Genomic DNA, 12,287 nt, shown 5'->3' with positions numbered 1-12,287 from the left:
AATGACGCGCCGTATCGCGGCCGATATTCAATCGATCCGATTTTCTCTCAAAGGAGCAACGCTCATGGAAACGACTCGTCCGAAGAGCCTCATCGCCGATTACCTCGGCTTCATCACGCAGCTCAGGCTGCCCCGCCTCGACGTGAACGCGATGCTCGAATCGCGCCGCAAGGATATCGAAGCGCTCGCGGCCGCCAACACGACTGCGCTGGCGGGCCTTCAGTCGCTCGGCCAGAAGCAGGTGGAGATCGTCAACGCGCGAATCATGCGTGTCCAGTCGATGATCGCGCGACAGAAGGACCCGGAGGAATCCAAGGTTCAAGAGAACGCGCGCACGATGCTGTCGGACGTCCGCGAACTTGCCGATACAGCGTATCGCGCGCAGGCCGACAGCATCGCCGTGATCTCGAAGCGCGTCGCGGAAAACGTCGAGGAGTGGAAGGCGCTTCTGCAGTCCCGAAAGTAACGCATGGCGACCCGGCGTGTCGCGAGGAGAGGTGTGATGAACGAAACGAAACAAAGCCCCGAATCCGTCAGCAGCATGCAAACACAACTGGTCGATCTGGATGGGCAGATCGTGCGCGTTGGCGTGCGGCACGGCAGCGATGCTTCTCCGCCGCTTCTCATCTTCAACGGCATCGGCGCGAATCTGGAACTCGTCGAGCCGTTCGTCGATGCGCTGCAGGACGTGGGCGTGATCATCTTCGATATTCCCGGCGTCGGCGGTTCGCCCGCACCGCTCGCGCCGTATCGGTTCTCGACGCTCTCCGTTCTCGCCGACAAGCTCCTGCGGCGGCTCGGGCATGACGGACCTGTCGACGTGCTCGGGGTGTCGTGGGGTGGCGCGCTCGCGCAGCAGTTCGCGCGGCAGAATCCCGAGCGCTGCCGCAGACTGATCCTCGCGGCGACTTCGCCGGGTGTCCTCATGGTGCCCGCCCGACTATCGGTGCTGTCGAAGCTGATCGGTCCGCGCCGTTATACCGATCCGGCTTATCTGCAACGTGTCGGCCCCGACATTTATGGGGGCGCGTATCGCCGCGATCCGGCGTTGCTCGAAGCTCACAGCCGCCATATCCAGCCGCCGCGCGGGCGGGGTTACCTGTATCAGCTGCTGGCCGCATGGGGATGGACCAGTCTGCACTGGCTCTGCACATTGCGTCAGCCGACGCTCGTCATGCACGGCAACGATGATCCCATCGTGCCGCTGTCGAACGCGAAGATGCTCGCGGCGCGCATCCGCGATGCGTCGCTCCATGTCATCGACGACGGCCATCTGTTTCTCATCACGCGAGCGCAGGAAGTCGCGCCCGTCGTGCGCGCGTTTCTTCGTCGCAAAGGGGATTGAGCAGCGCCGTGGCGCGCGTCGTTCGGCGCTAGCCAGACCGCACGAGCCCGAGCGCCTGCGCGCGCGCGACGGCATGCGCGCGCTTGTCGACCGACAGCTTCACGAAGATGCTCTTCACATGCGATTTCACCGTTTCCGGCGCGATGCCTAAATCGCGCGCGATCTCCTTGTTCGAAAGCCCCTGCGCGATCAACTCGACGATGCCGCGTTCCCTCGCGCTCAACGGCTCGCGTTCGGCTTCGCGCGGCGGTTTGCTGTCGGCTTGATAAAGCGCGCGCCAGCCATCGAGCAGCCGATCGATGTAATTGACCACGTCGCGCGTTTGGCTGGTGGCGCGCATGTCGTCGCGAATGGCCTGCAGCAGGGGCCCGATCGACGGTCCCTGGTCGAGGATGGACTGATAGATGCCCGTGGTCGCTGCGATCTTCACGACCTCCCTGAAGGCATCGACGGCATCGCGGGTTCTGCCCGCTCCCGCGCACGCGAGCGCGAGCACGGTGCGCAAGCGCAGGGAGAGGTAGTCGTTGTGACGCTGCTCGGCCCTGTCGCGTGCGGCGCTCAGCCATTCGATCGCTTCGTCGTTCTGGTTGCGCGCCATCGCGACACATGCCTTGGCGAGCGCGCGGTAGTTTTCGATTTCCGCCGAGACGGGCGGGGAGAATTGCGTATCGCGCGCGGCGAGATCATCGAGCTGGGAGGCGCACGCCGATGCTTCCGTGAGCCTTCCTTCGCGGATATGCAGCCGCGTGCGTTCGACGAGCGCGCCCGCGATCATGCGCGGCCAGCCTCGCCGGTGAGCGAGCGCCTGAGCGTGCTCGAGCAGCGCATACGCGTGCGCGGCATTCCCGCGCGCGACGGCGATGCGAATGAGCACGCGATACGCGATCAGGGCGCTATCCAGTATGACCGCCAGATCGATGACCGGCATCATGTCGATGAGGATGGCTTCGGCATCGTCGAAACGGCCCTGCTCGTAGCGGATCTGCGCAACCATCGGCGCGCACAACGCGGCGGAGATGGACTGCGGGCCCAGATAGCGTTCGGCCAGAGACATCGACTTCGTGAAGTACTGCTCGGCGAGATCGAAATGCATCTGCTGCATTTCCGCGTGTCCGAGCAGGCACAGCCGATACACCGACGAGAACACGTTGCGCTTGTCGTCCTCGATCGAATCGGGAATCCAGGGCGTCGCGTAGAGCGCTTCGAGACGGCCCGCCTTCCAGTGCCCGAAGCGCACGACATTGGAGAGGACATTGGTGGTCCAGGCATCGGACGATGGCCGCTCGAGACAGCTCTGCGCCATCGCGAGCGCGCGCTGCGGATCGTCCTGCACGGCGCACACCACCGCGCGGATCGCCGCGCATTCCCAGCGGATGCGTTCGGCCTCGGCGTCCGCGTGGCCGGGGGCGTCGTGCTCGAGCGCATCGACCATGGCGAGCGCATCGTAAAAGCGCAGAGCCAGCGCCATGCCCCACGCGATCGCCAGCCTCACCTGCACCTGTTCGCGCATCAGATGCGCGGGGAAGTGACGCTGCCATCCCAGCAGCGTGAGCAGATCGCCTTTCATGACGAGCGACATCGCGCAGCGGCCCATCAGCGAGAGGGCGTCGTCCATCGCGCCGGCGGCGATCGCGTGCCGGACCGCATCCGTCCATTGTTCCTGTTGCGCGTACCATCGGCAGGCGCGGAGGTGCAGGTCCGGCACTTCGTCGCGAAACTGCGTTTCGAGCCGTCTGCACAGGTAGTCGCGCATCAGATGGTGATAGCGGAACCATTGCCCTTCGATATCCATCGGCTCCAGCAAAAGCTGGCGCGCCGCGATCGTCTCCAGCATGCGCTGGCCGTTGGCGGCCCCCGTCACCGCCTCGCACAACGGCGCGCTCAGGCGTTCGAGTATCGCCGTGCGCAACATGAATCCGACGATCTCCGCAGGCAGATGCGTCAGGATCTCCTCGAGATAGGCGGCGAACGGCCGCGCCGCGCCGGAGGGCACGCCCGCGCCCGCGCTCTGGCCGCGGTCTTCGCGTGTCAGCACCGAGGCCGAAATGCGCAGCGCGGCGGCCCAGCCCTCGGTGCGGGCGAACAGCGACTTGACGGCGGCGGTTTCGAGCCCGCCCGGACATTCGCGTTCGATGAAGCAGCGCGTTTCATCGAAGTCGAAGCGCAGCGCCGATGCGTCGATTTCCAGCAGTTCGTTCCTTGCCCGCAGGCGCGCGAGTGGCAGCGTCGCATCGGCGCGCGTGCAGATCACGAGATGCACATGCGGCGGCATGCGCTCGATGAAGAACGCGACGACCTCGTGAATGGCGGGAAGACTGATGAGGTGATAGTCGTCGAGGAAGAGATAGACCTCGTCCTCCACGTCGACCAGTTCGTTGATGAGCGTCGCGACGATGGACTGCGCGGGAACGAGCGAGACCTCCGCGGTTAGCCCGATCACCGATGCGCCGACGTTGCCGCAAGCCTGCCGCAACGCCTGCGCGAGATGGTGCAGGAAGCGCGCGGGTTCGTCGTCGTCGGGATCGAGCGAGAGCCAGGGCACCAGCGCGCCGCGTTCGCGCAGACGTTCGAGCCAGGCGAGCGCGAGCGATGTCTTGCCGAAGCCGGCCGGCGCCTTGATGACGGTGAGCCGCTTGTTCTCGGCAAGCGCCGCCAGCCCGACGAGCCGCGGGCGATCGATCAGCCCGGCGGCGAGGCGCGGCGGAAGGAGCTTCGTCGCGAGAAGCACGGATGGCCTGACTGGCGCTATGGATTCGGTCACATTCATCGGCGGTTAGTGGCACTCGGATCGACCCTGGCTGCGATCCGCCGCCCGTGCGAATCGCGCTCCCCTATACGGGGGATATTGCGGACGGTCACGCTGAGTCACCATGAATTGCATTGCGGAGATCGACGTGCGGCCGGGTTGCGGTCCAGCGCACCGTTTCACCGCTCCGGCGGCCATCGGGCCATGCGCCTGCGCGGTGCACGGCTCGTTCGATGATACGCCATCCATCCCCATGAAGGAGACGTGTACCACGCGAAAGATATCCCGATCGAACAGCTTTGAGCTTTATACCGAGTTAGAGCCACCATGGCGCGCGGGGAAAAGAATCCCATGGCGCCCCATGCTGCATCAAACAGTCGAATCGATTTCATGTCGAATCATTCGTACTGCAACATAAATATGAAAAAAGGTCTTCACATGATGAAGGTAAGGAGATTGGCCGGCGGCGGCGTTGCGAAGCGCGGTAACCGGCCGGAGAAGAGAGGCGGCCATACGGCAGCCCTGCTGGCCGGCGTCATTTCGACGACATCGCTGTATTCCGCCACGTCGGCGGCGCAGACATCCGTGACGCTCTACGGGGTTGTCGATGCGGGCATTCGCTATACGACACATGCGAATCCGGCGGGCGATTCACAGTATCAGGTCACGAGCGGCGAGAGCGAGAGCCACTTCGGGATCAAGGGCACGGAAGACCTGGGGGGCGGCACAAAGGCCGTCTTCAACCTCGAAAATCGCTTCTTCCCGAACACGGGGCAGACCGATCCGGCCTATCCGTTCTTCAATACGGCTTTTGTCGGGCTGCAGTCGGAAACCTTCGGCAGGCTCACGATGGGACGCCAGCTCAATCCACTCTCGGATGCCGTGATCGGCGCCTTCGCGACGAACCGCTGGCTCCCGACGTTCTACAAGTTCCGCCCCGAAGTGACGATGGCTCAGGGCGTCTGGACGAGCAACATGGTCAAGTACGCGGCACGATGGCAGTACCTCAGGGCCGAAGTCTCGTATGCGTTCGGCGGCACCGCGGGCCAGTTTGGCGCGGGGAGCCAGATCGGCGCATCGATCCTGTTCTTGCCGGCCGTGCCGCTCACTTTCGGCGCCGCGTATCTCGATTCGCGCGATGCCGTGAACACCTCCGCGCACTTCAAGTCATGGACCGCCGGCGGGTCATACACGTTCGACGCCACGACGGTCACGGCGGGGTGGGCCGTCAATCGTCAGGATGCCGGATTTGTCGGCAATTTTCCAAACGGCCCATTTTCGCCGCCCGCGTTGACGGCGCTGAAAATCAACACGTTCAGCGCGCGGCAGATGTTCTTCGGCGGCGTGACGCAACAGATCGGCTTTGCCACGCACCTCTCCGCGAACGTGTGGCGCACGATTCAGACCGGCAAGACCCAGTCCGCCGATGGCAACGCGACGCAGTTCCAGCTGCTTGCGGACTACAACTGGTCGAAGCGCACCGATACCTATCTGGAAGTCGATTACTCACAGTATCGCGGCGGACTGGTGGGCGCTCAATTGCAGGGCGTCAACGGGATAAGCTCGGCCTTCGGCACGACGCAGCTCGGCGTGAGCGCGGGGCTGCGGCACTTGTTCTAGGGCGCCTCGTCTATGTACGGCGAATCCTGAATGCGCCGTTTCGGGAATCGCGAAGAAGCCTGCGAGGAAAACATGACCTCGTCTTTAAAAAAAGCGCATGGTGCTTCGTCATCTGAATCATGGTCAAGGGGACGCGCACGGAGGGAATCATGCTGGATGCACAATCGCTCGAGAATGTCTTCCCGAATTGCAGCAACGCCGGAGTCTGGGCTGACGCGCTGAATGCGGCGCTGCCCAGGTTCGGTATCGATACGCGCGATCGTATCGCGAGTTTTCTGGCGCAAACAGGATACGAATCGAGTCAGTACAACCGTCTCGAAGAGAACCTCAGATACACGACGGCCGCCCGCCTGATGAAGGTCTGGCCCAAACGATTCCCCAACGAGGCGAGCGCCGCACCCTTTCTCAACAACGCGCAAAAGCTCGCCGATTTCGTCTATGCAAACCGGATGGGCAATGGCGATGCGAATTCCGACGACGGGTTTCGCTTTCGCGGACGCGGTGTCATCCAGCTCACCGGCCGCAGCAGCTATACCGCGGCTGGAAAGGCGCTCGGCGCCGATCTCGTCGGACAGCCCGATCTACTGACGAGGCCGGATTTTGCGTGCCTGAGCGCCGCGTGGTTCTGGCAAAGCCGCGGGCTGAACGAACTTGCGGACGACAGGACCGATGACGACGATCTCGAAGATTTCACCGAGATCACTCGCCGCATAAACGGAGGCGCGACCGGAATCAAGGAACGTTTCGCGCTCTACAAGCAGGTGATCGCCATGCTGCATTGAGTCTTTTCCACTGGCTCGGATGAGAGTTCGAGCGCCTGAATTGCCCCGAGTGACGGCGTCGCGCGTCCGGTCGCCAGGCCGACGCCCGGCGCTCCTTCACCTGTTTCGTCCTTGCGGCTCGCCCGAGCCGAATTATCGGCTTACCATGAGCGCACATGGCGTTCGTTGGCGCGGCAGCCGGCAGAGCGTGCCGATCGGGCGGGAAAGCAAGGAGCATCGACGATGCAGACACGACGAGTGAGCCTGGGACGGCGCGATTTCCTTCGCAGTTCGTGTGCCGTGCCGTCGACATTACTGCTGCTGGCTTTCGGAAATTCAAACGACGCAAGGGCCACCCCGGTTTCAGCGACACCCGGATGCACCGACGGACACGAGCCGACCGCGCGGCAGACGGCGGGGCCGTTCTTCCTGCCGCACTCGCCGCAGCGGGCGTCGCTGCTCGAGCCGGGCATCGAGGGAACGAAGATCGTCCTGAGTGGAAGAGTGTGGTCGTCGCGATGCAGGCCGGTGTCCGGCGCCTTGCTCGATTTCTGGCACGCGGATGACGCCGGGGAATACGATGTCGACGGATTCCGGCTGCGCGGACACCAATTCGCCGACAGCGAGGGGCGCTACCGCCTCGAAACCATCGTGCCGGGTCTGTATCCGGGACGCACGCGACACTTCCACGTCACGTTGCAGCCGCCCAACGGGCCGATTCTTACCACCCAGCTGTACTTTCCCGGCGAGCAGCGCAATGCTCGCGATTCGCTGTTCGATCGACGGCTGCTGATGACGATCGACGGCGACGGCAATCAAAAAGCGGCCCGCTTCGATTTCGTGCTCGGCTGAGCGGCGCTCGACCATTTGATCAGTGATCCGGATTACATAACTTGCAGGCTATTCAGGACGCCGCGCCGTCCGACTGCCTTTTATGCTGCGAAGCCATCCGCTCCTGTTGAGCGGCGGGCACCGGATCATAGTGGCTCAACTGAATGTTGTAGATGCCATGTCCGCCCGCAATGGCGTTCAGGCGCGACTGATAGTCGTTGAGTTCGGACAGTGGCACCTGCCCGGTCACGACCACGGTATTTCCGGCGGACGTGCGAGTGCCATGAACCTGCCCGTGCTTGGCCGAAAGGTCGCCGATGATCTCGCCCATCGCGGTCTCCGGCGTGATCACCTCGATATCCACGATGGGCTCGAGCAGGACGGGCCTCGCTTTCAGCACCGCATCGATGAACGCCTTGCGCCCGGCGGAGACGAACGCCACTTCTTTGGAGTCGACCGAATGGCTCTTGCCGTCGAATACGGTGACCCGCACGTCCTGCATGGGGAAGCCGGCAAGCGGCCCGCTCTCGATGACCTGGAGGATGCCCTTTTCCACCGCGGGCATGAACTGGCCGGGAATCGCGCCGCCCTTGACGGCGTCGACGAACTCGAAGCCCGCCCCTCGCGGCAATGGCTCCACGCGCAGCATCACTTCGCCGAATTGCCCGGCGCCGCCGGTTTGTTTCTTGTGGCGATGATGCCCCTCGGCCCTGGCGCCGATGGTTTCCCGATACGCGATCTTCGGCGGCCGCGTCAGGACGTCGAGCTTGTACTGCTCAGAAAGCCGCTCCAGCATCATGCGCAGATGCAGTTCTCCCAGGCCTCGCACGACCGTCTCGTTGGTGCCGACCGGATGTTCGATGCGCAGGCACGGATCTTCGGCGCTCAGCTTTTGCAGGATCTCCCACAGACGCTGCTCGTTGCCCCGGCGCGCGGGCTCGATCGCAAGACCATAAATGGGCGTGGGGAAGTCGAGCGGAGTCAGGTGGATGTCGCCGTCCTCGGGCGCGTCATGCAGGACGGCATCGAAGCCGATCTCGTCGACCTTGGCCGTGGCGCAGATATCGCCGGGACCGGCTTGCGGGACATCCACATGGTCCTTGCCCTGCAGCATCATCAAATGGGCGACCCTGAACGGCTGACGTCCTTCGCCGATATAGAGCTGGCTATCGCGCCTGATCGTGCCCTGATGGATGCGAAACATGGCGAGCTTGCCGATGTAAGGGTCCATCACGATCTTGAAGACGTGGGCCAGTACATGCTTGTCGGGAACGGGTTCGGCGCGCACGACTTCCTTGCGGCCGCCTGAATCGCGATAGAACAGCGGCGGATTGCCTTCCCTCGGATTGGGCAGGAGACGGACGAACACGTCGAGCAATTCCGCGATGCCCGCGCCATTGGCCGCCGACGTGAAGCAGATCGGCACCAGATGACCTTCGCGCAGCGCCCGTTCGAGGGGCTCGTGCAACTGCTCGGGAGTGATGGCCTCGCCTTGCTCGAGGTAGACCTCCATCAGCGCGGGGTCGATTTCGACGACCTGATCGACCAACGCATTGTGCGCGGCAGCAACAGACAGGAAGTCGGCGTCGCCAGCAGGATTGAAAAAGCAGTCCACCACTTGATGGCCGCTCTGAGCCGGCAGATTGACGGGAAGGCATTTCGTGCCGAAGCTCTCCTGAATCTGCGTCAGAAGCGCTGGAAGGTCGACTTTTTCGCCGTCGATACCGTTCACGATGATCATTCTGCAGAGCTTGCGTTCTTCCGCCCACGTCATCATTCGCCGGGTGGCCATTTCGATGCCGGCCTGCGCGTCGATGACGATGGCAGCGGTCTCGACAGCAGGCAGCGCGCTAATCGACAGCCCGAAAAAATCCGGATAGCCGGGCGTATCCAGCAGAAAAATGCGTGTGTCCCGATAGTGCAGGTGGGCGACGGCTGAGTTCAGCGAATGATGATATTTGCGCTCGAGCGGGTCGAAATCGCAGACCGTGGTACCGCGCTCGACGGTGCCGAGCGCATGGAGCGCGCCGCCCCCGTGCAACAGTGCTTCGACGAGAGACGTCTTGCCGCACCCGGCATGTCCCACCAGGGCGACGGTACGTATGGAATCGGGGCCGTAATGCATGCTCGCCCTCGTCCAGAAGTGGATGTGGGGCCATTATTCGCGAAAACCGGCGCACGTGCCACACGTCACCGTTCCTTTCGCCGCCGCGTCCGCGTTCGTCGTCAGCGGGTTTTTTGCACGCGAGCGAAAGCGACCTATTCTTAAGATATCTTGCGAAGTAATCTCCTTCTCTCCCCTCCAAATGGAGGCGCATCATGTCAATGTCACCCACGCTCCAGGACTGCCTGCGCAGCAAGGGCTCGCAGTATGAAATCGTGCATCATCCGTACAGCCATTCCAGCGGCGAATCGGCGGCGGCGGCGCATATTCCCGGCGATCGCCTTGCCAAAACAGTGCTTCTGGAAGACGAGCAGGGCTATGTGGCGGCTGTGCTGCCTTCGACCTATGCGGTGCGATTGTCCGAGCTATGGGCACGGACCGGACGCCATCTCATCCTGGCCAAGGAACCCGATCTGCGGGAGTTGTTCAAGGATTGCGACGCGGGAGCACTTCCGCCGATATGTACGGCCTATGGCATGCAAACCTATCTCGATGAGAGCCTTGCCCAGCAGCCCGATATCTATTTCGAGGCTGGCGATCATGAGGAGTTGATTCACATGGGCACGGATCAATTCCTGAATCTGATGGACCAGGCCGAGCGGGCACGCTTCGCCCGGCGCATGCAGGGCAGCAGGTCGATGTGATCGGCGCTCGGCTGATGGTGCCTTTGCGCAGCGCGGTAGAAAACGCGCTGCGCATTTCGTGAGGTATAGACCTTCAACCTATCTGATTGGTAGTCCTATTCGCGAGCAGGACGAGAGCTAATAAAAAAATCGTCCATCAGTTCTCAAAGCGGCAATCGACAATCACTTGATGCTCAACCATTCCCGGTCTTGAGCGGAAGCTCGACGTTTCCGCCAGTGCACCGATCTACCAGTGCACGGTACGTTTGCACTCGGATCAATCGCGACTAACGGTCTCGCCAACGTCTTCGGACGAGCCGGGGCCGACATGTCGCGCCCAATTCAATCCTCACACCAATGCACAAAAGCCGCCGACCAATCCGACATATGCTAGCGATCATCCGACGAAAATATCTTCGTTTGGCGTGTGCAGACAATAATCAGACCCACGAGTCAGGCCCCTCCCAAATACGGAGATGAAAAATGAAAGGGCATCTATCGGTTGTCGTGATTGCGGTTGGTGTCGCAGCAATAATCGGTGCATGCAGCGGAGGAAGTTCGGATTCGGGTACAGGCGCGACGGGCAAAGACGCGGCATCGGCGTCGAGTCCTTCGTCGTCGGCGGGCGGTGCGAGCGCGGCATCGAGTGCAGGCTCGTTGGTGGATGTCACCACGTATCACAACGACATTCGCCGCACGGCGCAGCAACTCGCCGAACTCTCGCTCACGCCGGCCAATGTCAACCCGGTGACCTTCGGCAAGCTCGGCTTTTATCCCGTGGATGGCGCCATCGACGCGCAGCCGCTCTATCTCGCCAACGTGCCGATCGGGGGCGCATCGCACAACGTGCTCTACGTCGCAACCGAAAATGCAAGCGTCTACGCCTTCGATGCCGACACGGGCGCCGTGCTCTGGCGAGTGTCCGCGGTGTTGCCGGGCGAAACGCCCAGCGACGATCATGGCTGCAACCAGACCACGCCGACCATCGGCATCACGTCGACCCCCGTCATAGATCGCTCGCGCGGCGCGATCTATGTCGTCGCGATGTCGAAAGACAGCGGCGGTGCTTATCACCAGCGCATTCACGCGCTCGATATCGCCACAGGCGCCGAGCGCTTCAACGGCCCGACCGAAATCACCGCTTCGTATCCCGGCACCGGTTCGGGCAGCGTCAATGGCGTCGTGCCGTTCACGCCGGGCCAGTACATCGAGCGCGCATCGCTGCTGCTGCTGAACGGCGTCGTGTACACGGCATGGAGCTCGCACTGCGATACGTTGCCGTACACCGGCTGGGTGATCGGCTACAGCGCGGACACGCTGGCGCAGACGAGCGTGCTCAACATCACGCCGAATGGCGAGATGGGCGGCATCTGGATGAGCGGCGCGGGGCTCGCGTCGGATGGCACGTCGATCTATTTCCTCGACGGCAACGGCACCTTCGACCCGACCACCAACGCGCAGGACATGCCCATCCACAACGACTTCGGCAACGGCTTCCTGAAGGTCACGCCGACGCCCACGCTCCAGGTCACCGATTATTTCCAGCCGTCGAACACGGTCATGGAGTCGAACCAGGATCTCGATCTGGGCTCGGGCGGCGTGCTCGTGCTGCCTGACGTCACCGACATCAACGGCAACGTGAAGCACCTCGCGGTAGGCGGCGGCAAGACGCGCGCGCTCTATGTCGTCGATCGCGACAACATGGGCAAGTTCGATTCGAACGGCGATCACATCTATCAGGAGCTGTTCTCGACGATCACCGGCCCGATGTTCACCGCACCCGCGTTCTACAAGAACACGGTGTATGTCGGCCCGGCGGGCGATCACATCAAGGCGCTGCCCGTCGTGAACGGCAGGCTGGCGACCACGGCGGCGGTTACGAGCTGGAGTCCGCCGTGGAACTGGAATTTCCCGGGCATCGCGCCCGTCATCTCCGCGAACGGCGACACGAACGGCATCGTGTGGGGCGTGGAGAACGTGACGCCGGCCGTGCTGCACGCTTACAACGCCAGCGATCTCTTCGAGCTCTACAGCAGCAATTCGGCGGGCTCGCGCGATCAGTTCGGCCCGGGCAACAAGTTCGTCTCGCCGACGATCGCGAACGGCAAGGTCTTCGTGGGCACGAAGACGGGCGTCGCGGTGTTCGGTTTGCTCGGCGGCTGAAGGCGTTCCGGGAGGGAGTTGGTGGCGCGGGAAG

9 protein-coding genes are annotated in these 12,287 nt (G+C 63.0%); 7 read left to right on the top strand and 2 right to left on the bottom strand.

The window, feature by feature from the left end; all coding sequences use genetic code 11:
* Positions 1-64 precede the first annotated feature (64 nt).
* Together AC1Z32_RS37860 and phaZ are read left to right on the top strand one after the other, a co-directional pair.
* Positions 65-466, top strand: a complete 402-nt coding sequence (locus tag AC1Z32_RS37860; RefSeq protein WP_483483974.1) for a phasin family protein — start codon at positions 65-67, stop codon at positions 464-466.
* Between the two features lie 36 nt (positions 467-502).
* Positions 503-1,345 carry a poly(3-hydroxyalkanoate) depolymerase gene (gene phaZ, locus AC1Z32_RS37855; RefSeq protein WP_483483973.1) on the top strand — a complete coding sequence of 281 codons (843 nt, stop codon included), beginning with the start codon at positions 503-505 and terminating at the stop codon, positions 1,343-1,345.
* 28 nt (positions 1,346-1,373) lie between these two features.
* On the opposite strand, the gene AC1Z32_RS37850 is transcribed toward phaZ, so the two are convergent.
* Positions 1,374-4,112, bottom strand: a complete 2,739-nt coding sequence (locus tag AC1Z32_RS37850) for a winged helix-turn-helix domain-containing protein (protein WP_483483972.1) — start codon at positions 4,110-4,112, stop codon at positions 1,374-1,376.
* A 399-nt stretch (positions 4,113-4,511) separates the two neighbouring features.
* Here AC1Z32_RS37850 and AC1Z32_RS37845 point away from each other — a divergent pair, with 399 nt between their 5' ends.
* The 3 genes from AC1Z32_RS37845 (at position 4,512) to AC1Z32_RS37835 (ending at position 7,324) form a co-directional block, all read left to right on the top strand.
* On the top strand, positions 4,512-5,711 hold the full coding sequence (locus AC1Z32_RS37845; RefSeq protein WP_483483971.1) for a porin: 1,200 nt from the start codon (positions 4,512-4,514) through the stop codon (positions 5,709-5,711).
* A gap of 149 nt (positions 5,712-5,860) precedes the next feature.
* Positions 5,861-6,493: a glycoside hydrolase family 19 protein gene (locus AC1Z32_RS37840; protein WP_483483970.1), complete on the top strand. Its 633-nt coding sequence runs from the start codon at positions 5,861-5,863 to the stop codon at positions 6,491-6,493.
* 237 nt (positions 6,494-6,730) lie between these two features.
* Positions 6,731-7,324, top strand: a complete 594-nt coding sequence (locus tag AC1Z32_RS37835) for a dioxygenase family protein (RefSeq protein ID WP_483483969.1) — start codon at positions 6,731-6,733, stop codon at positions 7,322-7,324.
* Between the two features lie 52 nt (positions 7,325-7,376).
* Here the strand turns inward: AC1Z32_RS37835 and fusA are convergent, their stop codons facing one another.
* The gene (gene fusA / locus AC1Z32_RS37830; protein ID WP_483483968.1) at positions 7,377-9,428 is read right to left on the bottom strand and encodes an elongation factor G; all 2,052 of its coding nucleotides are present in this window, start codon (positions 9,426-9,428) and stop codon (positions 7,377-7,379) included.
* 194 nt (positions 9,429-9,622) lie between these two features.
* On the opposite strand from fusA, the gene AC1Z32_RS37825 reads away from it, so the two are divergent.
* Together AC1Z32_RS37825 and AC1Z32_RS37820 are read left to right on the top strand one after the other, a co-directional pair.
* Positions 9,623-10,111: an aminoacyl-tRNA deacylase gene (locus AC1Z32_RS37825; RefSeq protein WP_483483967.1), complete on the top strand. Its 489-nt coding sequence runs from the start codon at positions 9,623-9,625 to the stop codon at positions 10,109-10,111.
* Between the two features lie 462 nt (positions 10,112-10,573).
* Positions 10,574-12,253 carry an outer membrane protein assembly factor BamB family protein gene (locus AC1Z32_RS37820; RefSeq protein WP_483483966.1) on the top strand — a complete coding sequence of 560 codons (1,680 nt, stop codon included), beginning with the start codon at positions 10,574-10,576 and terminating at the stop codon, positions 12,251-12,253.
* Positions 12,254-12,287: the final 34 nt, after the last annotated feature.

The organism is Caballeronia sp. 11_S32 (genome assembly GCF_056930355.1).
Note: the sequence above shows the minus strand (reverse complement) of the source record. Positions and strands in the feature narration are given on the sequence as shown.

Bases quoted from the DNA above. Each gene is read 5' to 3' on its own strand.
- AC1Z32_RS37845 (WP_483483971.1), top strand. From the start codon at position 4,512: ATGAAAAAAGGTCTTCACATGATGAAGGTAAGGAGATTGGCCGGCGGC.
- AC1Z32_RS37850 (WP_483483972.1), bottom strand. From the start codon at position 4,112: ATGAATGTGACCGAATCCATAGCGCCAGTCAGGCCATCCGTGCTTCTC.
- AC1Z32_RS37860 (WP_483483974.1), top strand. From the start codon at position 65: ATGGAAACGACTCGTCCGAAGAGCCTCATCGCCGATTACCTCGGCTTC.
- fusA (WP_483483968.1), bottom strand. From the start codon at position 9,428: ATGCATTACGGCCCCGATTCCATACGTACCGTCGCCCTGGTGGGACAT.
- AC1Z32_RS37825 (WP_483483967.1), top strand. From the start codon at position 9,623: ATGTCAATGTCACCCACGCTCCAGGACTGCCTGCGCAGCAAGGGCTCG.
- AC1Z32_RS37840 (WP_483483970.1), top strand. From the start codon at position 5,861: ATGCTGGATGCACAATCGCTCGAGAATGTCTTCCCGAATTGCAGCAAC.
- AC1Z32_RS37820 (WP_483483966.1), top strand. From the start codon at position 10,574: ATGAAAGGGCATCTATCGGTTGTCGTGATTGCGGTTGGTGTCGCAGCA.
- phaZ (WP_483483973.1), top strand. From the start codon at position 503: ATGAACGAAACGAAACAAAGCCCCGAATCCGTCAGCAGCATGCAAACA.